Here is a 24,077-nt window from a genome sequence, read left to right on the forward strand (position 1 = left end):
CAAATATAATTAGAGGTGAGATTATGATAATTCATAAGTTTATAATACATGTATTAGATAAAAATAGTGATGTTCCAATACTAAATGACTATGAGGGAAAAATAAATCCTGAGGTAGATAAGTTTTTCCAAAAAATAATAAAAAGAGTAACTAAAGATGATGATTTAAGAAAAGGAATATTTAAGGATTATAACAATAATATAATAAAAAATTGCTGTGAGCAGATAATATATGATGAAATCACTTTCTTAGAAAATTCTAAGGAAATAGCAGCATATTTATTTGATATAATGAAAATCAATTCAGAAATAGATTCATGTGATTTAGCAATATGTTTATATACAGTTAAGGATGAAAAATATGTAGCTATACTTAAGCTAGATTATAAAAAACTTTATACTCACTCTATAGAATTTATAGATGATAAGTTTAATATACAAATGGTTGCAAATGAAATAGGTATACCAGAAACAGGAAGACAAAAGCAATGTGCAATTATAGGAGTAAGTGGAATAAATGATGAGTTTCATTTAAGATTGTTAGATAAAGATGCAGAGAAGGAAGAAAGTGAATCAAAGTTCATTAAGGAATTCTTAAATGCAGAAAGAATTGATGATGACAAATATAAGACGAAGGTATTTAAAAAGTCAGCGGAAAATTGGATAACAAATGCATTAACAGAAAATATAAAACAAGCAGAAGATATGAGAAGTGTACTTAATTATACATTAAAAGAAAAGCATGAAATAGATGTGAATGATTTTATAGAAAATAATATAAAAGATGAAAATCTAAAAGAAAGCTTCAAAGAACATATGGAAGATAAGGGATTAGATGAAGGTTTCAATATAGATAAAACATGGGTTGAAAAAAAGCTTAAGAAAAGAAGTATAAAAACGGATAATGGATTTGATTTAAAAGGAAATTTAGAAGATTTTGAAGACCCAATGAAATACAGTGTAAAGCAAAACCCAGATGGAAGTATAGATATAACATTAAAAAATATTAGATTTTACGAAGAGAAGTAGCAAAAAGCACCAAAGACTTATAAAGCTTTGGTGCTTTTTGTATACAAATATTCTGTATTAAACTTAAAATATATGTTTAATTTTTAGAGTAAAGTAATTTCAAGAAATCTGCGCATGTTAAAAATAATATTTTAATTATTAGGAGTAAATTTAATTTTTTAGTGTACATGCAATATATATTATTGAAAGCCATATAAATATAATAGGACTAAAATTGTTACATATTAAGGGGGGAAATATGGAACAACTAAAAGATATGTTAAGAGGGTTTGATTTTGTAGATGATAATCCAATGATATTTTTTTTGATAATAGGATTGGTTGTACTTCTTTTAATTAATTCAAATGGAAACTTAGATTGTTTTTTCGACCAAAATAATTCATTAGTTTGGATTATACTTTTAGTATTTTTAGTATTTATGCTTGGGAGAAATGATGGTTGCCATGATGATTTTTGCTGTTAATAAGTTAAAACCGAGCTTCATATGCTCGGCTTTATTTCTTTAGATTATTGGTTATCTTCTATATATTTACAGATATCACCTATAGTTTTGAAGTTTTCAGCTTCCTCATCTGGAATTTCTATTCCAAATTCATCTTCAAGAGCCATTATAACTTCAACAGCATCTAAAGAGTCAGCTTCTAAATCTTCTATTAAAGAAGTATCTTTAGTCATTACATTTGTGTTATCTATTCCTAATTGTTCAGCTATTATTGATTTTATTTTTTCAAACATGGTTTAACCCTCCTAGAAACGGTTTATAAATTTACTTGTAGTTTAATATAATATTAAAAATTTTTCAATAGAGTTTTTAAGAAAATGTAATAAACTTTTTTAATGAGAATATAAATTAATATATAAATTTTATACATAGGAGGAATTGTTATGAAGTATATAAGTTTACTAATATCTTCAATTGGAGTATTTTTAGTAATATTAGGAAATTTTTATTATAATTCAGTAACATTAGATATGCAAAAGATTAAAGATTATGTGGCAGAAACAAATATTATACTAGAAGATATAATAGATAAGGAATATTATGTATTAGAAAATAAACAAGACTATATAAAAAGACTTAATAGTCTTAAAGAAGGATTAAATAATACTGATACAACATTTTTAATAGATAATTATAAAAACTATAAGGTAAAGTCCATAGATAGTTTAGTAAAAAGCTTAAAAGAGACAGAAGGTAAAAAGATATATTTAGGAGAAGTAGAAAAGTACAATAAATTATGTGATAGAGAGATTGATAGGTTAATAATCAATAAAAACTTAGTATAGTAATCTTATATACATTTAATAAAGACATCATGAATTAAAAGGGGGGGTTTAATGGCAAAATTAGAAGATACCCTAACTCGTTTGTTTGGAGGGAATAATAATATTTTAAACAATAGAATGCTAATAGTTATAGTATTAGTATTTATTGTTATATTTACAGATTTATTAGATGACTTTCTAGAAAACGATAATGCTTGGATGTGGATTATATTAGTACTACTTTTATTATTTAATTTTGATGAAAGTCTTTGTTAATAAGCTTTTTTAAAGAAATCATTTGATTTCTTTTTTTGTGTAAAAAAATTTAGTAATAGACAAATATATTATGATTTAATTTAATAAAAGGGTAACAATTTTACACATTATTACATAATATTTATTAAATAGTTAGTAATATACTATTATTCATAAAATTAAAGGTGGGATATTAATGTCAACAGATCAAGGATTATCAAGATTCTTTGGAGGAGGATTATTTGGCAACACTGGTCTAATAGTATTGATAGTAATAGGTGTAATACTTTTACTAGGAGATGATCTTCTTGAATGGATATTATGTGATGATATGGGTATTATTTGGATAGTTCTTATAATACTTTTATTGACTAATTTTGATTTTGATTGTGGATGTGGATGTTGTTAATAAAGAACTCTATTTAGAGTTCTTTATTAACAAAAAATTTTATAAATTATAAAAAAATAATAACACTTTTTGAAAAATTACATACTATGTATTAAGTGGGCAAAAGCCCTAACGAGACATAAATATACTTCACTAAAGAATTATTCTTATGTAGGGGGGATTTTTGTGAGTAGCAAATTAAGTAGAGTTTTTGATTGTATGGGAGGAGGAGGATGGTGGATAATAATACTATTCTTCTTGTTCTTAGTTTTCCAAGAATGTTGGAGCGATATATGCATAACTGACTGGATTCCATTCCTAATATTATTATTAATAGTGTGTTCATGTGTAGGAGTTAATGATGGAGATTTTGGATGCTGTGAGGCTAACTTCGACTGTGGATGCTAAATAAGAAAACAAAAGAGTGCTTTGCATTCTTTTGTTTTTTTATTTTAAATTATAAAAATAAAAATTATACAAACTAATATCACAAATTTAATTTCTTGCATATTATATGTTAAGAGTGAAAACTCAAATTATAATAACAACAGGAGGTAGCAAAATGTTAGATAGATTATTTGGTGGTTGTGATGGTTTCTTTGGAGGTGCTTGGTGGATAATAATATTATTCTTCTTATTCTTAGTATTTGGAGAACAATGGTGTGAAATAGAAATAGTTGAATGGATACCATTCTTAATATTACTATTAATAGTTTGTAGTTGTGGAGAAATTGGAGGAGATTGTTAGTAAAATTAAAAAATAAAAAACATTATGAGTAACAAAAATTTAAAAGATTCATATTATATACTATACAAAATTTTAGATTATGTATAGACATCTAAAAGTTAATTCATTAAAAAATTTATCAAAGGGAGGAATTTGTTATGCTAGATAGATTTTTTGGAGATTGTGGATTTTTCGCAGGTGGAGCTTGGTGGATAATAGTATTATTCTTCTTATTCTTAGCTTTCCAAGAATGTTGGAGTGAGATTTGTATAACTGATTGGATACCATTCTTAATATTATTATTAATAACATGTTCTTGTGGAGGTCTTTTCGAAGACGGAGATTGCTGTTAATATTTACTAAAAAAGCAACGGTGTTAAATACCGTTGCTTTTTTTTTAATTTAGAGATAAAATATTTACTTATGAAGGTAAATTAATACGCTGTTTTTGGGTATAAAAATTATATTACATAATAAAACTAATAAATAATCGTCTTAAAATATTTATAAAATTTATAATATATGGTAAAATTAAAATTTAAGAAAGTAGACGGATTAAACTTTAAAATACATAAAATATGTATAAGGAGGAACTAAAATGAAAAGCAACATAACTATAAAAGATGTGGCAAAAAGAGCTGGAGTTTCTATATCTACGGTATCGAGAGTTATAAATGATTCAAAACCAGTTACTGATGAAGTAAAGCAAAAAGTTTTAGATGTTATAAAGGAAACAGGTTATATACCAAACCCTCTAGCTCGAAGTTTAGTTACTAAAAAAAGTCAGCTAATAGGAGTTATAGTACCAGAAGTATCGGATTCTTTTGTAAATGAAATATTAAATGGTATAGAGGAAGTAGCTAAAATGTATGATTATGAGATATTATTAGCTAATACTTACTCAAATAAAGAACAAGAATTAAAAAGTATAAATTTACTAAGAGCAAAACAAGTTGAAGGTATCGTTATGATATCTTGGAAAGTAGAAGAAGATCATATAAACTATATACAAAACTGTGGAATACCAGCAACTTATATAAGTAAAACAGCAAGAAATTATGATATATATACAGTAAGTACAAGTAATAAAGAAGCTACTTATGATATGACTAAATATCTTTTAGATAAAGGGCATGAAAAAATAGCATTTGTGATGACTAGTAAAGATGATACAGTACTTGAAATGGAAAGATTATCGGGATATGAAGAAGCCTTAAATGAAAGAAATATACAATTAGATAAGAGCTTAGTTAAATATGGTGGAACTACTTATGAAGCTGGATATGAAAGTATGAAAGAACTACTTGATGAAGGAATAATACCTCATGCAGCATTTGTAACGGGAGATGAAGCTGCAATAGGAGCCATAAATGCAATATGCGATGCTGGATATAAAGTACCGGAAGATATATCAGTTGCAGGATTTAATGATGTAAAAATAGCTAATATGTATAGACCAAAATTAACTACAGTACATCAACCATTATATGATATGGGAGCTGTAGCTATAAGAATGGTAATCAAAATGATAAATAAAGAACAGTTAGACGAAAAGAAAATAGAATTACCATACAGAATAGTTGAAAGAGAAAGTGTAATAGAAAGATAATAAAAAAGTGTCTTAAAATAATACTAGCATTATTTTAAGACACTTTTTTATTATAGCTATATCATATAATTTTAATTATTATTAAGGAGGATTGCATAAAAAAGTATAGAAGTCTTTTAAATAGAATATATTTTTACATTGGGGAGGTTACGCTGTGGGGATAATTACACTAAATGGAAATGATTTAACCATAGAAGATGTTGTAAAAGTAGCAAGGAATGATTATAAGGTAAAGCTTAGTAAGGAAGCTATAGATAATATTCAAAAATCTAGAGCTTTAGTAGATAAATTCGTGAAAGAAGATAAAGTATCTTATGGAATAACTACAGGCTTTGGAAGATTTTCAGATATAGTTATATCTAAAGATGACGCAAAAGAATTACAAAGAAATTTAATTATAAGTCATTCTTGTGGAGTGGGAAATCCACTAGACGAAGAAATAGTAAGAGCTATTATGCTACTTAGAATAAATGCTTTGTCAAAGGGATATTCAGGGATAAGATTACAAACATTAGAAGTATTAATAAGTATGGTAAATGAAGGAGTACATCCTATAATACCAGAGAAAGGTTCACTTGGTGCATCTGGAGATTTAGCGCCACTATCTCATATGGTTTTAACTATGATAGGAGAAGGTGAAGCTATATATAAAGGTGAAAGATTACCTTCAAAAGAAGCAATGAAAAAAGCAAACATAGATATATTAGAAGACTTATCTTATAAAGAAGGTTTAGCTCTTATAAATGGAACACAAGTTATGACGGCAATAGGTTTATTAACACTATATGACTCCATAAATCTATTAAAGCATGCAGATATAGCATTAGCTTTAACTATGGAAGGTTTAAATGGAATATCTTGTGCAATGGACGAGAAGGTTCATAGAGTAAGACCACATAAAGGTCAAATAAATACAGCTAAAAATATATTAAATATAGTTAAAGATAGTGAAATGACAACAAAACAAGGAGAAATAAGAGTACAAGATGCATATTCATTAAGATGTTCTCCTCAAATACATGGTGCTAGCAAAGATGCTATAGAATATGTTAAAAATAAAGTAAATATAGAGATCAACTCAGTAACAGACAACCCAATAATATTTCCAAATCAAGAAGAAGTTATATCAGGTGGAAACTTCCACGGACAACCAATGGCATTAGCTTTTGATTTTTTATCAATAGCATTAGCAGAGATAGCTAATATATCAGAAAGAAGATTAGAAAAATTAGTAAACCCAGCAATAAATCATAATTTGCCAGCATTTTTAGTAAATAAAGGTGGATTAAACTCAGGATTTATGATTGTGCAGTATAGTGCAGCATCTCTAGTATCTGAAAACAAAGTTTTAGCACATCCAGCAAGTGTAGATTCAATACCATCATCAGCAAATCAAGAAGATCATGTTTCTATGGGAACTATAGCAGCTAGAAAAGCAAGAGAAATAATGAAAAATACTAGAAAAGTATTATCAATGGAAATATTAGGAGCAGTCCAAGCCATAGATTTAAGAGAAAATAATAATTTAGGAGTAGGAAGTAAGGCTGCCTATAAAGTTGTGAGAGATAATATACCATTTGTTGATAAAGATAGGATAATGTATAAAGATATTGATAAATGCGAAGATATAATAATTTCAAATTTAATAATTGATAAAGTAGAAGAAGCTATAGAAGAAGATATTTTAGTAAATGAAGAAATTCCAGAAGTAAGTTTTATATAAAGCACTATAAGGAGGATGCTAATGGAGAAAACATTAAATATTTTAAATCAAGAAATATTTGAAGGAATGTCTATAAAAATTAATGAAATACCTAAAGATAATTGTGAATTTATTAAAGGAATAAGAAGAGCGCCAAAAAGAGAGGCAAAACTATCTAAAGAGGATATAAAGTTAGCGCTTAAAAATGCATTAAGATATATACCTGAAAATTATCATGAAGAATTAGCACCAGAGTTTTTAAAAGAACTAATGACAATGGGAAGAATATATGGATATAGATTTAGACCAAAAGGAAATATAAAAGGAAAATCTATAGAAGAGTATGAAGGAAAATGTATAGAAGGTAAAGCCTTTCAGGTTATGATAGATAATAACCTAGATTTTGATATAGCTCTTTATCCATATGAGCTTGTAACTTATGGAGAAACAGGGCAAGTGTTTCAAAATTGGATGCAATATGTACTGGTTAAAGAGTATCTAAAATTTTTAACTGAAGATCAAACATTAGTTATACAATCTGGCCATCCATTAGGTCTTTTTAAGTCAAAACCAGATGCCCCAAGAGTAATACTTACAAATGGTCTTATGATAGGAATGTTTGATAACCAAGAAGAATGGAAAAGAGCAGCTGCTATAGGTGTTTCAAATTATGGACAGATGACAGCTGGAGGATGGATGTATATAGGTCCGCAAGGAATCGTTCATGGAACTTATTCAACACTTTTAAATGCAGGAAGATTAGTACTAGGTTTAGGGAAGGAAGAAGATTTAAAAGGCAAACTATTTGTAACTTCGGGTCTTGGAGGAATGAGTGGTGCTCAAGGTAAGGCTATAGAAATTGCTGGTGGAGTAGGTATAATAGCTGAAGTTGATTATTCAAGAATAGAAACAAGATATAATCAAGGTTGGGTTAGTAAAATTGCTAATACCTGTGAAGAAGCATTTAATTTAGCGAAGGAGTATATGGACAAAAGAAAAGAATGTGCCATTGCATATCATGGAAATATAGTAGATTTATTAGAATATGCTGTTAATAATAACATATTTATAGACTTACTTTCTGACCAAACATCTTGTCATGCTGTTTATGATGGAGGATACTGCCCACAAGGTATTACATTTGAAGAAAGAACAGAGCTTTTAGATAAGAATAAAACTAGATTTATAGAACTTGTAAATAAAACTCTAGTAAATCATTTTAATTTGATAAAAGAACTTAATAAAAGAGGAACATATTTCTTTGATTATGGTAACAGTTTTATGAAAGCTATATATGATGCAGGGTGTAAGGAAATATCAAAAAATAAAGTAGATGAAAAAGATGGATTTATATTCCCATCATATGTTGAAGATATACTAGGGCCTCAATTGTTTGACTATGGATATGGTCCATTTAGATGGGTATGCCTATCAGGAAAAGAAGAAGACTTAGAAAAAACAGATAAAGCAGCGATGGAGATAATAGATCCAGACAGAAGATATCAAGATAGAGATAACTGGATATGGATAAGAGATGCAAAGAAAAACGCTTTGGTTGTAGGTACTCAAGCTAGAATATTATATCAAGATGCTATGGGAAGAACTAACATTGCACTTAAATTTAATGACATGGTAAGAAAAGGTGAAATAGGACCAGTAATGTTAGGTAGAGATCACCATGATGTGTCAGGTACAGATTCTCCATTTAGAGAGACATCAAATATAAAAGATGGAAGTAATATAATGGCTGATATGGCAACTCATTGTTTTGCAGGTAATTGTGCAAGAGGAATGAGTTTGGTAGCTCTTCACAATGGAGGAGGAGTTGGTATAGGTAAATCTATAAATGGCGGGTTTGGAATGGTATTAGATGGATCTTTAAGAGTTGACGATATATTAAGAAGTTCTATGCCTTGGGATGTTATGAGTGGTGTTGCAAGAAGAGCATGGGCTAGAAATGAAAACTCTATAAGTACAGTTATTGAATATAATAAAATGTGTAAAGGCAAAGATCATATAACATTACCATATTTGGTAGAGGAAGAAGTTATAGATGAGATTATAGAGAATTTAAATTTTTAGCAAATTATTATAGAAAATATTAACCACATAATAAATTTTAAATTCTATATAAAACATATAAAGTTATAGGGGGGGAAGTATATGGCCGTAGTTCAATGCGTACCAAATTTTAGTGAAGGAAGAGATTTAGACAAAATAGAGAAAATAGTAGAACCACTAAGAAAAAAAGAAGGTGTAAAGCTATTAAACTATGAAGCTGATAAAAATTACAATAGACTGGTTGTAACAGTTATAGGAGAACCACAACAAGTTAAAAAGGCAGTGTTTGAGTCTATAGAAGTTGCTAAAAATATAATAGATATGAATAATCATAAGGGGCAACATTCAAGATTTGGTGCAACTGATGTTTGTCCATTTATACCTATAAAAGATATGACTATGGAGGATGCTGTCAATTTAGCTAAAGAACTTGGAAGAGAAGTTTCAGATAAATTAAGTATACCAGTATTTTTATATGAAGATGCAGCGACAAAACCTGATAGACAAAATCTTGCTAACGTAAGAAAAGGAGAATTTGAAGGTTTAGATGAAAAGCTAAAAGATAGCAATTGGATACCTGATTTTGGAGAAGCTAAAAAGCATGAAAGCGCAGGTGCAATAGCTATAGGTGCTAGGAGACCTCTTATTGCATATAATATAAACCTTGATACTGATAACATAGAAATTGCAAATAAAATAGCTAAAACTATTAGACACTCAAGCGGAGGTTATAGGTATATAAAAGCGGGACCTGTTGAAATACCAGAAAGAAAAATCACTCAAGTAACGATGAATCTAACTGATTACACAAAAACTAGTATGTATAGGGCTTTTGAAGCTGTAAAAATGGAAGCTAGAAGGTTTGGAGTAAATGTTACTGGAAGTGAAGTAGTAGGACTTTGCCCTATGGAGGCACTTATAGATGTTGCTTCTTATTATTTAGGATTAGAAAACTTTGATTTAGAAAAAGTATTAGAAACTAGTTTGATGGAGTAATGGTATGATAGCAGATTTGATTATAAAAAACATTGGTAAATTAGCTACTTGTAAAAGTGATGAAACTAAAAGTAAAAAAGATATGAGCAATATAGAAATGATAGAAGATGCATATATATCAATAAAAGATGGTAAATTCATTTCAATAGGAAGTAAAGATGATTATCATAGCATGATAGATGAAAAAACAGAGGTAGTAGATGCAAATGGTTTATTAGTAACACCAGGGCTTATAGATTCACATACTCATTTAGTGCATGGCGGATCAAGAGAAAATGAATTTTATAAGAAACTTTTGGGTGTTTCTTATATAGATATATTAAAACAAGGTGGAGGAATTTTAAGCACGGTTAATGCTACTAAAATATCTACTAAAGAAGAATTATACGATAAAGCTAAAAAAAGCTTAGATAGAATGTTAGAGTTTGGAGTGACAACAGTAGAAGCTAAGAGTGGTTATGGATTAGAATTAGATACAGAAATAAAACAACTTGAAGTTGCAAAAGAGTTAGATAATGATCATCCTATAGATTTAGTACATACATATTTAGGAGCACATGCTATACCGTTAGAATATAGAGAAAATCATGATGAGTTTATATTTAAAATATTAGAAGACATGAAGAAGATAAAGGAATTAGATTTAGCTGAATTTTGCGATGTATTTTGTGAAGATAGTGTATTTTCAATAGAAGAAAGTGAATTAATACTTAAAAAGGCAAAGGAATGTGGATATAAACTAAAAATTCATGCTGATGAGATTGTATCACTAGGAGGAGCAGAGCTTTCTGCAAAATTAGGCTGTATATCAGCCGACCATTTAATGGCAGCTAGTGAAGATGGTATTAAAATGATGGCAAAAGAAAATGTAGTAGCTAATATTCTTCCAGCAACATCATTTAATTTAAATAAATCATATGCAAATGCAAGAAAAATGATAGATTTAGGTGTTAGAGTAGCTATATCTAGTGATTATAATCCAGGGAGTTGTCCAAGTGAAAATCTTCAATTTGCAATGCAATTAGGATGTTTAGGATTGAAAATGACTCCAAATGAAGTTTTAAATGCAGTAACTATTAATGCATCGTATTGTATTGATAGGCAATATGAAATAGGATCAATAGAAGTCGGTAAAAGAGCAGATTTTGTTATATTTGATTCTCCTAATATAGAATACTTAATGTATCACTTTGGAATAAACCATGTAGATAGAGTTTATAAAGATGGAAAACTAGTAGTAAAAGATAAGCGTGTATGTTATAACAATTAAAGGATGGGGAAAGTATGAAATTAATAGATATGAGTTTAAATGAATTTTCTGATGAAGTAGATTCTAGCTCACCAGCTCCTGGTGGAGGTTCAGTAGCTGCTTTAGCTAGTAATATAGGGGTAGGACTTTGCAAAATGATGGCTCATTTAAGTTTTGGAAAGAAAAAATATGAAAATTTAGATGAAGCTATAAGAATAGAATTTGTAAATATATTTAATCAACTATCAGATATAAGGCAAGAACTAGTAAACTTAGTTGATAAAGATACAGAAGCATTTAATGAAGTTATGAAGGCTTTAAAAATGCCTAAAAATAGTGAGGAAGAAATAAAAAATAGAAATAGTGCAATTCAAGATGCAACTTTATTTTCAATAGAAGTTCCGTATAAGACAGCAGAATTATCACTAGAAGCATTAAAATTAGTAGATTATATAGCTACTTATGGAAATCAAAATGCCATAACAGATATAGGTGTAGGGACATTAATGATTTATACAGGGTTAGAAGGTGCTATACTTAATGTAAAGGTAAATTTATCTAGTATTAAGGATGATAATACAAAAAATCACTATACTAAATGTTGTGGTGAAATATTAGAGCTAGGAAATAAGATTAAAGATAAGGTAATAGAGGATATACATTCTAAAATAAGTTAAAAAAAGCTATCCTAATTTTAGGATAGCTTTTTTTATTTATGGTCTTTTAGTTTTTTTGACTTTTTTAACTACTTTTTTTGGATGTGCTGGGGAAGATGACTCACTAGGAGAAGATATTTTGTTTTTGCTAGGCTTAGACTTTTTACTAGATTTAGAATTTTTAGATTCACTAGTAGAAGCTCCAGATCCTTTTTTAGTTTTAGATTTCTTAGCATTAATTTTATTTTCAATTTCAGCATCAGATATTTTTTTCATTATAACATCTAGTTTATTTCGCTGTTCTTCATCTAGGAAAGTCTTAAATTTAGAGACAACTTCATCTCTTCCCTTTAGAGTTTGACCTATTTTGATTAGTTCATCCATTAACTCACCTTCAGACTTACCTTTATAGCTGTCAGCAATTTGTTCTATTTTATCTTTATCTATATTTTTTTCTTTAGCCATTTTCTCTAGAGCTTCTGCATTTATCTTTTTCATAAAAATGCCCCTTTCTATAATATATATTGAATTTTTCTCATACTATTTATATATAGAAAAAATTATAAAATGTGAAGAGATTCTATCTTAGATAAAAATTTCTATAGATAATATATATGCACACGAAATAAAAAAAAGTAACACTAATAACAAATAAAACATAAATATATATGAGGGAGAAGTATATTTTAAGGGGTGACGATTATTGAATAATCTACTTTTAATATTTGGAATGATTGCACTTAGTAACGGGAATATATCATTAGGAGATTTATCCTTATTTGATAATAAAAATAAAGCTAAATCAAAGGGGGTTAAGGAAAATATTGATATGACTCAAAAAAATGATAGAAATAGTAGAGATAAAACAAAAAAAGTAAGAGTTAATAAAAAAAGAAGAAAAAAGAATAGTGATAATTCAAATAATAATTCTATTGCATTTAGTATAAATGATATAAATAAAGGTTTAAAACTTATGGATTTAAGTGATGAAGATTTAGAGCGTGGCATGGAAATAATAACTAGAACTAAAAAGTATATGTCACAAGATGAAAGAAAGTTTTTAGTTAAGATTGAGAGTGTATTAGACTTAGTTAGGGGAATAAAGAAACTTAGTTCAATAGAGGATATCGAGGAAGAAGAAACAAACTTTTTTAGATGTATGGATGAGGAAGATAAGAAGAATATGATGATTAGGGAAATTTTAGAAGTTTTTCCTGAAAAAAGGAAAGAATCTATAGAAAAGGCTATAGATATGAAAAAGAAAATAGATTTATTTGCAGAATTATTTTTACCAGATGATATAGAAGAAAATGGATTTAGTATAAGTTCTCTAGCGAGTTTAAATAATTTGGGAAGCATGAATAATTTAAAATTATTGGGAAGCCTTTTAAGAGTCGATGATGATAAAGATGATAAAAAATATTATAGTTATGATAGTGAATATGATGCATATGATGATTTTAATGAAGATGATGACGACTTTTGTGAGTACATAGATGATTTAGATGAATAATATGGAAATATATCTTAATATTTCATTAATTACTATATAAAACTACTTTTAAAATTACTGATTTTGTTATATAATAAGTATATAAAATCCTGAAGCATACGATATTGCTTATTTAAATTCAACCGACAAATGTTATAAGGGAGACTAAGTCTAATGATGGATAACAAGCCTAGTTTTTAACTGGGAAGTTAAAAGTTATTGGCAGGTCACCCACCTGGGAGTATCTCGGGTATGAATTTACGTAAGCTAACGGTGTTTTGGGATTTTAAATTAAAAGAGTGTTGCAAAAGCAACACTCTTTTAATTTAAAATCCCAATATACCTATGTCATCAAAAGTAGTAAATACTGAAGTTGTATTGTAATCTAAGTCATATTTATAATTAGAGTAAAATAAAGATCTAGTAAACTCTTCCTCTAAACTAAACTCATCAATCTTATGATCACTCCAAGTCTTTCCTAAATCATTTGAAATAGATGTATGTAATCTATTATAGTTAACCCACATAATATATATATCAGATTTAAATTTCATAATACTTGGATACATGCAGGATGAAGAACCTGTTATATATTTAGATATATTAATATCTAGTTTATTATCCATTAAATAACCATTTATATATTTAACAGCATACCCATTATCAACATTTTCACAAAATACTATATGACAAAAGTTTAGGCTATCTTTTAATACAGATAAGTATATTTTATTTTTTCTTGTATTAGTTAATTGAGAAGGCTTAGACCAAGTTGAAGTACTTAAATTAAACTTTGACATAAAAACTTCTTCAAATCCGTTTACGAGGTTTAGGTAAAAAACTGTAGGTGAGTTTTGAATCCAAATCACTGTGAAATTATTTAAAATAGTATTATTTATAAAATCTATTTTATTTTCCGTCCAAACACCATTTAATTTATGATGGTGAATAAGTGCACAAATATTACCGCTATCATTGCTATAAACATAGTATAAAATATGAATTTCATTATCTAATTTTTTAATATAAGGAAATAATAAAGTAAACTTATTGCTATTATAAGTAAACACATCAAAATTAGTAAATGTAGTTTCAGAATTTTTTATATCAACTAATTTTAAGCTATCATCTATGTAAATACCATATATGTTATCATTATTATCTAGGTTAAAACAAAACTTGGTAAAATCTAAAGGTTTATCTGTAATATATGTTGATTTGATCAGATTACTATAGGTATCAAAATAATCATAAGTTAAAACATTAGATGTTCTAAATCTAAATATATCCTTGTTAGAACGTCTAATTATTGTATGGCAATCATTAACAAAACCCAAAAAATCATCTCCCTGTAAATTAATTCATATTAAATGTATATTGTCATAATAGAAAATTATTCTAGTTTTAGTAAATAGAAGTACAAGTAAGTAACAAATCATAAGTTAAATGCATAATATTTATTAAGCGTGAAAAGCTGAATATTAACAATAATTCATTTAAGGGGAGGACATTATATGCAAGATTTAAAAAGAAATAGAAAAAGAGTTCCTAATCAGCATATAGATCAAATGGAAAACGACTGTTTAGAAGAACATGTAAGTCAAGAAGTAGATGATGATTTAACTAGAGGATGTGGATGTAAAAAAGACTCAAACTGTGATAAACATTCAGATTGTAACCACAATATGAAGTGCGAGTGCGAGTGTGTATGTCATCCAGAACCACACTGCTGTGAGCCTTGTGAACCAGATGCTGATACATGTATAAAAAATAAATGTGGACCTGAGTGTCTTGGTCCTATAAATCCACCAAGATTTAATGTATCAAACAGTGTACCAGTTGCAATTGAGGCCAATAGGATATTTGATACTATGGTATTTCAAACATTTACAGATGCAACAGCTCCAAATGGTGCTCCATTAGTATTTGATGTTGAATTAGTAGAAATAAATGGTCCAATACCTAGAGTAGGTCAAGTAAATGTAGAAATAGAAAAAATTTGTATAAACCATAATGGAATAATAATAAATACAGGAATGACAACTTTAGAAGATTTTGATATAGAACCGTTAGAACCAACAGTAGGAAAAAGATGTGAAACTACTTTTGAATATGCAGTATGTGGAGAAACACATAGAAGATGTTGTAATAGGGGAAAAGGACAATCAGTAGTATATAAACAAAAAGGATTAAGTGTACTTGTAGAAGATTTAGTACTAGAATTAAGAGGAAGATGCGGATGCACAGAATTTATAGCTTTTGCATTTCCTGCTGTAAAATGCCATGGAGGTCAATCTAAGAGATGCCGTGATGTTGAATTCTTATTTAATACATTATCAGCACCAATAGGTGTGCCATCAGATGGAAGAGGATTTACATTAAGACAAGAATTCCAAACACATTTAACAGTAGATTGTATCGGAAAAGCTTTACTAAGTTGTATAGATCATGATGATTGTGAATGTCATTGTGAATTAAGCATACCAAATGATATAGATTTAATACTTTGCTTACAAAATAATGTCAGTACTTTAATTAATGAGCAACTAGTTGTTTTAACTTCACCAAATGGTGTGCAACCAAGAGTTGTAGATACATTCTCTAAAGTTTGTGACTTTGGAAGTTGTGGAGAATAGTATATAAAGGAAAAAGAGCTATCTGTTTTAGATAGCTCTTTTTCATATTTTATATGTTATCCCATAACAATATTCAAAAATATCATCTTTTATAGTTGTTTTACCTTCATTTGAACATCTACTTGAATGAATGGTATTTTCAATATTAGATTTAGACCATTGTTTAGAACTACTATTAAAAAAAAGTTTAGATGTAGTTCGATCAGAAGATGAAGAAGGTTTATATTCTAGTACTATATTTGAAAAATCATCTATATCAAGTTTATAAAAGTATCCATTATCCTTTAGAACATTATCAATTATATATTTAGATAATCGATAATTAGGTACATCAAAGTTAAAGTGAGATAGCTTATGCAAATTATCTGATAGAGGGTATTTTTCGACGATAAAAACATTTAAGGAATCATCAATAGAATACAATCTCATATCCTTAATATTTTTTGTAGTATTAAGGGCTTTCAAAATAGATTTTTTTTTCCAAGAGCCATTGTGCTTGAGAAAATGATTTAGTCTACCCCTAGTGTCAAGTGCACAGATATGTATATTACTAGAATTATCTATAGTTGCGCAATAAGAATGTATATTGTTAGATAATCTTTCTGTTTGCCCATTTATATTTTTAATATATAAAACATTTTTATCTGTATATATATAAAATGGATTAATATTTTTCATAATAACCTCCTAAGATTTAATATTTTTAGAAAAGTTTTTTAAAGTTTTGATAACAACAAAAATATGTAATATACATGTGAAAAATGACATTAAAGTTGTTGTATAGATATATGCATAAATATTTAGATTAGGTAGAGGAGTAAGTAAATATACTCCAAATAGCTGAATACACATACTAAAAATAGTAATTAAACTTGAAATTACCTCTTTCCTTATAGAATGAAGTATGCCTGATAGTGTTTGATTTAAAGACATAAATAGAGGGATTAACCACATTGATTTTAAGTAAGTACCTGCAAGCTCATTATCATATACTAAAAGACATAAATTTTCACCAAATGTATAAAAAAATACTGAGGAAAATATTCCTACACCTAGAGTTAAAAGCATAGCAAAATTAATTTTTTCTTTTACCCTTTTGTATCTACCAAGTGACATTTCTTGGGATATACTAGGTATCAAGTTTACAATTAATGCAGAACCTAAGGTAAATGGTAAGTATATAAAAGGCATAACCATCCCATTTATAACACCATACATGCTTAATGCTTGACTATAGCTAATGCCTGATAAGACTAGCCTAGAAGGAACAATTATAGAGCTTAAAGAATGAAGTAATATATTTGACATACGATTGCAAGTTATAGGAATAGACATTTTAATAGTTTCTATAGAAGCATTGTAAAAATCCTTTATTTTTATAGTATAGGTATTATATAAATTTGAGTTTTTATATAAGCAAATTGATATATATAATATATTTATGGCTTCTCCAATAGAAATACCTAAAAGTGCAATATAACAATTAAAAGATTTATTATTTATAAATAAAATAGTTAAAGCTACGAAAAATATTCTACTTAATTGCTCTAGAACTTGCCCTATAGCAGGAACTACGACTTCCTTCAAACCATAGTAGTATCCTCTTAATATATTTGATACTGTTATAAGGACTATTGCTGGACAGATAGATAAAATTAATAAACTTAAATTAGCATCTTTTAATAGTTTTAATGACAAAAAACGGGCATTAAAAGCTATTATAAGAGAAATCACAAGTGATATAAAAAATGCTACATAAAGTGTAGATATAAACAATACATTGCTATTGTGTTTATCATTAAGAGCCTTTTTATTAGCAACTAAACAACTCAAAGTAGTAGGTATACCTGTAGTAGTTAAAGCTAAGCAAATCATTAAGAAATTAAATAATATATGGTATATTCCAAGACCAATTTCACCAATTGACCTTGATAAAAATATTTTATATAAAAAACCAATTACCCTAACTATTAAGTTGGAAATAAACAACACGGCTGTAGAAAAAATAAGATTGGGTATTCTCAATAAATCACCCCCTTATGTTTAAATATATTCATAAGGAGGTGAAAAAATAATTATATATTTACAAATTCAGGTTTCATATTGGTAAATTTACATACATGATTAAATCCTACTTCTTTTAGATAAGAGTAAATATAATCAAATTGATATGCTATTTGAGATGGATGGTGAGAATCAGATCCTGTAGTTATTATTTCACCACCTAAGTCTTTATACATATTTATTATACTTCTTGAAGGTGTTAAGTCAGGAAGATTATATCTATAACAAGATGTATTTATCTCAATTCCTTTTCCATCTTGTATAACTTGTTTTAATATAGCTTCTATTATATCTGAAAATAAGCTATCATCTAAAATATTTTTATAATCTCCATATCTTTTAACTAGATCTAGGTGTCCTAATACAGAATAGTCTTTGTAGTTTTTAACAATATTATATAGTTCTTTAAAATAAGCTTCATAAGCTTGATGTTGAGTTTTATCTTTAAAAAACTCGCCAAAATATAAGTCAATTCTATCTATAGCATGTAAAGAACATATTATAAAGTCAAAAGGATATTTATTAGCATCATTACTGCACTTAGTTATTATTTGCTTTTGAAGACCAAGTTCTATACCTTTTTTTATAGATATTTGATTAGCATATTTAGATTTAAAGAAATCTAATTTTTCAAAGTATTTATCATAATCAATACCCCAATCAAAATCATTTGCAAGGTCATAATCAACATGATCTGTAAAGCATATTTCTTTAAGACCCAAGTCTATTGATTTTTTAATCATATCTTCCATATCGGTCTTACTATCATTTGAGAAACTTGAGTGCATATGGTAATCATAAAACATAAAAACTTCCCCTTTTTGATAAAATTTTGGTATTATATACATAATAAATCTTATCAAATATAGTAATAACCATCAAGTGATAATATCAAAGAAACAAGTGGGGATAGTATGGAAAAATATAACTTAGATTTAATTAAAGATAGTCCTAAATATTTACAAATATATAATCATGTAAAGAGACTTATATGTGAAAATAAAATAAAGGAATATGAAAAGCTACCGCCAATAAGAACGTTAGCAAAGTTAATAGGGGTTAATAATACGACAATAGTAAAAGCATATGAATTATTAGAAAAAGAAGGATATGTCAATAAAAGTATGGGAAGTGGAACTTTTGCTACATCTATAAATCAAGAAAGTTCAAGTACTATACAAAGAAAAGAAGGTATAATAAGTTTTGATACAGGAAATCCTTCTACAGAAATATTTCCAATAGATGATTTTAAAGAGGCTATAAATATGGCCTTGACTAATGAAGGAAGCACTATATTCGAATATGATGAAGGTTTAGGATATGAACCATTAAGAGAAAAAATAGCACAATATCTACATAATAAAGACATAAATACAACTAAGGATAATCTACAAATAATATCAGGAGCTCAGCAAGGTATAGACATTGTTTGCAAAGGTCTTATAAATTACTCAGATGTAGTATATGTTGAAGAGCCAACTTATAATGGAGCTATAGAAGTATTTAAGAGTAGAGGAGCAAAGATAATATCAATACCTATGTTAGATGATGGAATCGACATAGGGGTATTAAAACTTAAACTTGAAAAGATAAAGCCTAAAATAATATATACTATGCCAAATTTTCAAAATCCAACAGGCATATCATATTCTACATATAAAAAGAAAAAACTAATAGAACTAGCTGAAAAATATGATTTTTATATAGTAGAAGATGATTTTATAAGTGATTTTAAATTTAATTCTCTTGATAATAAACCATTAAAGAGTTATGATGATAAAAATAGGGTTATATACATAAAAAGTTTTTCTAAAATATTTATGCCTGGACTTAGAATAGGTATAGTTGAAATTCCAAGTGAATTACTAAAAAAGGTACTTTGGGCTAAGTACTCATCTGATATATCAACGCCAGGTTTGATTCAAAAATCAATGTATTATTATATGGAAAACTTTAATTGGGATGAATATCTTAAAGGTGTGGAAAGTCAATATACACAAAAATATAATTTGGCAAAAGAGTTGATATATAATAAATTAAGCGATAGACTAAAGATAAGAAATGGAAGTGGAGGTATTAACTTTTTTATAGAACTACCAAGAGGCTATTTATCACATGACTTAACAGAATTTTTATTAGATAAAGGAGTATCTGTTCTTCCAGGAACTTACTTTTTTGATAATATAGTAGATGATAGGTTTTTTAGGATAAATATAGCTAGGGCAAGTATACAAGATATAGAAAAGGGAATATCTATAATAAGTGATAACTTAGACGAATTTCTTTATAAATATAAAGATAATATAACAATAAAAAATAATAAATTTTTTTATTAAGACAAGAAAATAGAAAGGAGAATACTTAAAATAAATTTATTTTAAGTAGAATGAAATAATGTTTGATCAAAAGAAACTAGACAGAATAAATGAATTAGCTAAAAAGAATAAAGCAGAAGGATTAACAAAAGAAGAAACTATAGAAAGAGAAGGATTAAGAAAAGAATATCTAGAACATTTTAGAGCGCACTTTAGATCTAGATTAGATAATATAAAGGTAGTATCAAAAGAAGAATACGACGAGCATATGAAAAATAACCAAAATAGTCAAAACTAAATATAATATAAATTTAATAATTACTTAAGGAGGGGCAATATGAATTTAAAGTATGAAGCTAAAAATGCATGGGATATTGAAAGAAGTAAAAATAATATAGAAGATGTAATGTCTTATTCTAAAGATTACATGCAATTTTTAGACAAAGGAAAAACAGAAAGAACCTCTGCTAGAGAAATAGTAAATATGGCAAAAGAAAATGGATACATATCACTAGAGGAAGCTATACAAAAAGGAAAGGTAAATCCAGGAGACAAAATATATGCAGTCAATAAAGATAAATCAGTAGCTATGTTTGTTATGGGTAAAAAATCTTTAGAAGAAGGTATGAAAGTAGTAGGTGGTCATATAGATGCTCCAAGGATTGACTTAAAACCAAACCCTCTATATCAAGAAGCTAATCTAGGACTTTTTAAAACTCATTACTATGGAGGAATAAAAAAATATCAATGGACAGCAATACCACTTTCAATATATGGAGTAGTTATCCTAAATGATGGTAAAAAAATTGATATATGTATAGGTGAAGATGAAGAAGATCCAGTATTTTGTATAACTGACTTACTAGTACATCTTTCAGGAGATCAAATGCAAAAGAAACTTTCTGAAGGTATAACTGGAGAAGGACTTAACCTACTAGTTGGTCATATGCCGCTTGAAGGCGAAGAAAAAGAAACTGTAGCACAAAATGTATTAAAGATATTAAATGAAAAATACAATATGGTAGAAGAAGACTTCTTAAGTGCTGAAATAGAAATAGTACCTTCTGGTCGTGCTCGTCACTTAGGATTTGATAAATCTATGGTATTAGCTTATGGGCATGATGATAGAGTTTGTTCATACGGTGCTGTCAAAGCCTTAATAGAAACTACTGAACCTGAATACTGTGCAGTAGCATTATGTGTAGATAAGGAAGAAGTAGGGTCTCAAGGAAATACTGGTATGCACTCTAAATTCTTTGAAAATACAGTAGCAGAGCTTATAGCTTTAGAAGGAAACTATTGTAACTTAAGAGTAAGAAGAGCTATGGCAAATACTAAGGTATTATCGGCTGATGTATCTGCAGGATATGATCCTAATTTCCCAGAGGTGTATGATAAGAGAAATTCTGCATACATGGGACATGGTATAGTTTTAAGCAAATATACAGGTGTAAGAGGAAAAAGCGGATGCAATGATGCTAATGCAGAGTTTATGGCAGAAGTAAGAAGAATATTCAACCAAGGCGAAGTTGTATGGCAAACTGCTGAACTTGGAAAAGTAGACCAAGGTGGTGGTGGAACTATTGCCTATATATTAGCAAACTATGGTGCTGAGGTTATAGATTGTGGAGTAGGTGTGTTAAATATGCATGCTCCATATGAAATAGTTTCTAAAGTTGATATATATGAGATGTATAAAGGATATAAAGCATTCTTTAACATAAACCTTTAAGTAATATTAGAAGTAATTGACTATTAAAAAAGATAGACCTTTTATTTTGGTCTATCTTTTTATATTGAAATATTTATATAGTCCTGTTAAAAATTTATTTTCTAAAGGTGAAAAAACTTTTTTTCTAGAATAAATAAAATAAAACTTTCTTTTAAATTCTATATTTTTTACTCTATAGATGTTCAGTTTTTTAGATTCTAATTCATCAATGCAAGATATATATGATACAAAAGAAACTCCAAGACCAGATTGTACAAGTTTTTTTATAGATTCATTAGATTCAAGATGGGCTATTACATCTAGTTTGTCCGTATCGAAATTATTAGATTTTAGCTTATTTATAATTAAATCTTTAGTTCCAGAACCTTCTTTTCTCATAATAAACTTAAGAGAATATAATAAATCAATATCTATAAATCCATTAGAATTAGGAAGGACAACGTCTAAAGGAGTTATAAGGACTAACTCATCATCCATTAAATCTATGTACTCAATTTGTGGGTTGTTAGATTTTGAACCAACAAGTCCGAAACTTATTCTTTCATTTAAGATTTCTGAAATTGCAGACTTAGAGTCATAGTGACTAATATTAAACTTAACATCTTTAAATTGGTTAGAAAAATTATTTAAAAAATTAGGAATAATATAAGATTCAGGGATAGAACTGCAAACTATATCTATAATACCCTCTATTTTTTCGGAATACTCTTTTATATCATAAACTGCTTTTTTACAATTATTTAATATTAATATGGCATGATTGTAAAGTATTTCTCCTGATTTTGTTAAAGTTAAATTCTTATTATTTCTATTTATAAGAACAGTACCGAGTTCTTTTTCGAGGTTATTAATATGAGAGCTAACTGTTGGTTGAGTTAAAAATAATTCCTTCGCAGCTTTAGAAAAACTTTCATACTTACAAACTGCAACAAACACTTCCAATTGCTTAAAATCCAAGACAAAACCTCCTTATATTGTTTATAAGTATTATAGCATAGTATAAAAATGACCTGTTACAAAATCATTACAAAATACATAAAAGTATTATTATTATTATATAAATAGTATATAATCATATAAATGATAGACTAGAATAATTATGTGTAAAATAAAATCGGAAAAAATAAGTGTTAATAAACAAAAGGAGGACTAATTTATGAAGCTACGGAAATTATTATATAGCATCATTATCATTAGTGCATTTGTAACGGGATGTAGTAAGAGCGAGAATATTAATACAAATGAAAGCCTACCTAATGAAGAAATGAAACATAGGATGATGACGAAGGTTCAAAATAATGTTAATGAGATAATGAATAAAGACTATGAATATGTTATAGAAAATATGGGGAAACCATATTGTACGACTTATTACATAGACTCGGATAATCCAAGGGAAATAAGGGATAAAAGGCTTATATATCCAAAATATACTGAAGGTAATAAGTTAGATAAGAGTGCTTTATATATAAATTTAAGAGATGATCATGTTGTAGAAGTACAAACCTATGAGATATCTAAAGAAGATTTAAATGAAAAATATATTAATGATGGTGCTGATATAATTGTAGATAGATATAATTATGCATTACCTATATCATTAAGCAGTGTAGAAAAAATAGATATTAACAATTTCATAGGAAAGGATACAAGGTTAGTATATGAATACTTTGGTGATAAATCCCCAAGTTTAGAAGCATATAGCAAGGCAGGTAATAGAAATATAGATTTGTATGAAGTTGAAAGTAGCGGAGAGATTAAATTACTAGTAATTTTTAGCAAAGAAAATAAGATAGAGGATATAAAAATCATTAATCAAGAAAAACTTGTTAATATATTAAAGCAATATTTAGATAATAAATAAGTTTTTTTTGGTTAAATTAATCCTAAATACTAAGTAT

Annotated in this window: 27 protein-coding genes and 1 other RNA gene; 21 read left to right on the forward strand and 7 right to left on the reverse strand. The window is 27.7% G+C overall.

All coding sequences use genetic code 11. From position 1 onward, the window contains the following. Positions 1-23 precede the first annotated feature (23 nt). Positions 24-1,028, forward strand: a complete 1,005-nt coding sequence (locus FRIFI_RS02305; protein WP_092927348.1) for a nucleoid-associated protein — start codon at positions 24-26, stop codon at positions 1,026-1,028. A gap of 238 nt (positions 1,029-1,266) precedes the next feature. Next, entirely contained in the window at positions 1,267-1,491 is a 225-nt protein-coding gene (locus FRIFI_RS02310; protein WP_092927346.1) for a hypothetical protein, read from the forward strand. A 44-nt stretch (positions 1,492-1,535) separates the two neighbouring features. On the opposite strand, the gene acpP is transcribed toward FRIFI_RS02310, so the two are convergent. After that, positions 1,536-1,763, reverse strand: a complete 228-nt coding sequence (gene acpP / locus FRIFI_RS02315) for an acyl carrier protein (RefSeq protein WP_092927344.1) — start codon at positions 1,761-1,763, stop codon at positions 1,536-1,538. Between the two features lie 150 nt (positions 1,764-1,913). Here acpP and FRIFI_RS02320 point away from each other — a divergent pair, with 150 nt between their 5' ends. From FRIFI_RS02320 to FRIFI_RS02375, 12 genes are all read left to right on the forward strand, one after another. Continuing rightward, complete coding sequence (locus FRIFI_RS02320; RefSeq protein ID WP_092927342.1) at positions 1,914-2,315, forward strand: hypothetical protein; 402 nt, start codon at positions 1,914-1,916, stop codon at positions 2,313-2,315. Positions 2,316-2,366: 51 nt separating this feature from the next. Further along, entirely contained in the window at positions 2,367-2,570 is a 204-nt protein-coding gene (locus FRIFI_RS02325; protein WP_092927340.1) for a hypothetical protein, read from the forward strand. A gap of 175 nt (positions 2,571-2,745) precedes the next feature. Further along, on the forward strand, positions 2,746-2,958 hold the full coding sequence (locus tag FRIFI_RS02330) for a hypothetical protein (protein WP_092927338.1): 213 nt from the start codon (positions 2,746-2,748) through the stop codon (positions 2,956-2,958). A gap of 165 nt (positions 2,959-3,123) precedes the next feature. Next, positions 3,124-3,345 carry a hypothetical protein gene (locus FRIFI_RS02335; RefSeq protein WP_330383780.1) on the forward strand — a complete coding sequence of 74 codons (222 nt, stop codon included), beginning with the start codon at positions 3,124-3,126 and terminating at the stop codon, positions 3,343-3,345. 154 nt (positions 3,346-3,499) lie between these two features. Further along, positions 3,500-3,685 carry a hypothetical protein gene (locus FRIFI_RS02340; protein WP_092927336.1) on the forward strand — a complete coding sequence of 62 codons (186 nt, stop codon included), beginning with the start codon at positions 3,500-3,502 and terminating at the stop codon, positions 3,683-3,685. A 137-nt stretch (positions 3,686-3,822) separates the two neighbouring features. After that, the gene (locus FRIFI_RS02345) at positions 3,823-4,017 is read left to right on the forward strand and encodes a hypothetical protein (protein ID WP_092927334.1); all 195 of its coding nucleotides are present in this window, start codon (positions 3,823-3,825) and stop codon (positions 4,015-4,017) included. A 245-nt stretch (positions 4,018-4,262) separates the two neighbouring features. Further along, a complete protein-coding gene (locus FRIFI_RS02350) occupies positions 4,263-5,273 on the forward strand; it encodes a LacI family DNA-binding transcriptional regulator (protein WP_166504885.1) in 1,011 nt (336 codons plus the stop codon). 154 nt (positions 5,274-5,427) lie between these two features. Further along, positions 5,428-6,996 (forward strand): histidine ammonia-lyase, encoded by a 1,569-nt coding sequence (hutH, locus tag FRIFI_RS02355; protein ID WP_166504886.1) that lies wholly within the window; start codon positions 5,428-5,430, stop codon positions 6,994-6,996. A gap of 21 nt (positions 6,997-7,017) precedes the next feature. Further along, complete coding sequence (locus tag FRIFI_RS02360; RefSeq protein ID WP_166504887.1) at positions 7,018-9,057, forward strand: urocanate hydratase; 2,040 nt, start codon at positions 7,018-7,020, stop codon at positions 9,055-9,057. An 81-nt stretch (positions 9,058-9,138) separates the two neighbouring features. Next, positions 9,139-10,032, forward strand: coding sequence for a glutamate formimidoyltransferase (gene ftcD / locus FRIFI_RS02365; protein WP_166504888.1), 894 nt, complete (start codon positions 9,139-9,141; stop codon positions 10,030-10,032). 4 nt (positions 10,033-10,036) lie between these two features. Further along, positions 10,037-11,302 carry an imidazolonepropionase gene (hutI, locus tag FRIFI_RS02370; RefSeq protein ID WP_092927324.1) on the forward strand — a complete coding sequence of 422 codons (1,266 nt, stop codon included), beginning with the start codon at positions 10,037-10,039 and terminating at the stop codon, positions 11,300-11,302. Between the two features lie 14 nt (positions 11,303-11,316). Further along, entirely contained in the window at positions 11,317-11,958 is a 642-nt protein-coding gene (locus FRIFI_RS02375) for a cyclodeaminase/cyclohydrolase family protein (protein WP_092927322.1), read from the forward strand. Positions 11,959-11,994: 36 nt separating this feature from the next. Here FRIFI_RS02375 and FRIFI_RS02380 read toward each other — a convergent pair whose 3' ends face one another. Further along, on the reverse strand, positions 11,995-12,435 hold the full coding sequence (locus tag FRIFI_RS02380) for a hypothetical protein (RefSeq protein WP_092927320.1): 441 nt from the start codon (positions 12,433-12,435) through the stop codon (positions 11,995-11,997). 232 nt (positions 12,436-12,667) lie between these two features. Here FRIFI_RS02380 and FRIFI_RS02385 point away from each other — a divergent pair, with 232 nt between their 5' ends. After that, on the forward strand, positions 12,668-13,450 hold the full coding sequence (locus FRIFI_RS02385; RefSeq protein WP_092927521.1) for a hypothetical protein: 783 nt from the start codon (positions 12,668-12,670) through the stop codon (positions 13,448-13,450). Positions 13,451-13,533: 83 nt separating this feature from the next. Then, positions 13,534-13,718, forward strand: a non-coding RNA gene (gene ssrS, locus FRIFI_RS02390) — 6S RNA. A gap of 37 nt (positions 13,719-13,755) precedes the next feature. Here the strand turns inward: ssrS and FRIFI_RS02395 are convergent. After that, positions 13,756-14,766, reverse strand: a complete 1,011-nt coding sequence (locus FRIFI_RS02395; protein WP_166504889.1) for a hypothetical protein — start codon at positions 14,764-14,766, stop codon at positions 13,756-13,758. Between the two features lie 177 nt (positions 14,767-14,943). Between FRIFI_RS02395 and FRIFI_RS02400 the strand changes: the two genes are divergently transcribed. After that, positions 14,944-16,065, forward strand: coding sequence for an exosporium morphogenetic protein CdeC (locus FRIFI_RS02400; protein ID WP_166504890.1), 1,122 nt, complete (start codon positions 14,944-14,946; stop codon positions 16,063-16,065). A 42-nt stretch (positions 16,066-16,107) separates the two neighbouring features. Here FRIFI_RS02400 and FRIFI_RS02405 read toward each other — a convergent pair whose 3' ends face one another. From FRIFI_RS02405 to FRIFI_RS02415, 3 genes are read right to left on the reverse strand one after another with little or no spacing between them, the layout of a single operon-like run. Continuing rightward, positions 16,108-16,743 (reverse strand): hypothetical protein, encoded by a 636-nt coding sequence (locus FRIFI_RS02405; RefSeq protein WP_166504891.1) that lies wholly within the window; start codon positions 16,741-16,743, stop codon positions 16,108-16,110. A gap of 9 nt (positions 16,744-16,752) precedes the next feature. Next, a complete protein-coding gene (locus tag FRIFI_RS02410) occupies positions 16,753-18,090 on the reverse strand; it encodes a polysaccharide biosynthesis protein (RefSeq protein ID WP_092927312.1) in 1,338 nt (445 codons plus the stop codon). A gap of 50 nt (positions 18,091-18,140) precedes the next feature. Further along, complete coding sequence (locus tag FRIFI_RS02415; RefSeq protein WP_092927310.1) at positions 18,141-18,935, reverse strand: histidinol-phosphatase HisJ family protein; 795 nt, start codon at positions 18,933-18,935, stop codon at positions 18,141-18,143. 108 nt (positions 18,936-19,043) lie between these two features. Here FRIFI_RS02415 and pdxR point away from each other — a divergent pair, with 108 nt between their 5' ends. From pdxR to FRIFI_RS02430, 3 genes are read left to right on the forward strand one after another with little or no spacing between them, the layout of a single operon-like run. Continuing rightward, entirely contained in the window at positions 19,044-20,465 is a 1,422-nt protein-coding gene (pdxR, locus tag FRIFI_RS02420) for a MocR-like pyridoxine biosynthesis transcription factor PdxR (RefSeq protein ID WP_092927308.1), read from the forward strand. A gap of 58 nt (positions 20,466-20,523) precedes the next feature. Further along, on the forward strand, positions 20,524-20,742 hold the full coding sequence (locus FRIFI_RS02425) for a DUF896 domain-containing protein (RefSeq protein ID WP_092927306.1): 219 nt from the start codon (positions 20,524-20,526) through the stop codon (positions 20,740-20,742). A 39-nt stretch (positions 20,743-20,781) separates the two neighbouring features. Beyond that, positions 20,782-22,176 (forward strand): aminopeptidase, encoded by a 1,395-nt coding sequence (locus tag FRIFI_RS02430; protein ID WP_092927304.1) that lies wholly within the window; start codon positions 20,782-20,784, stop codon positions 22,174-22,176. A 51-nt stretch (positions 22,177-22,227) separates the two neighbouring features. Here the strand turns inward: FRIFI_RS02430 and FRIFI_RS02435 are convergent, their stop codons facing one another. Then, a complete protein-coding gene (locus FRIFI_RS02435; protein WP_092927302.1) occupies positions 22,228-23,133 on the reverse strand; it encodes a selenium metabolism-associated LysR family transcriptional regulator in 906 nt (301 codons plus the stop codon). A gap of 199 nt (positions 23,134-23,332) precedes the next feature. Here FRIFI_RS02435 and FRIFI_RS02440 point away from each other — a divergent pair, with 199 nt between their 5' ends. Further along, the gene (locus FRIFI_RS02440) at positions 23,333-24,040 is read left to right on the forward strand and encodes a hypothetical protein (protein ID WP_092927300.1); all 708 of its coding nucleotides are present in this window, start codon (positions 23,333-23,335) and stop codon (positions 24,038-24,040) included. Positions 24,041-24,077: the final 37 nt, after the last annotated feature.

Origin of the sequence: Romboutsia hominis, assembly GCF_900002575.1 — a bacterium.
Taxonomy (GTDB): Bacteria; Bacillota; Clostridia; order Peptostreptococcales; family Peptostreptococcaceae; genus Romboutsia_C; species Romboutsia_C hominis.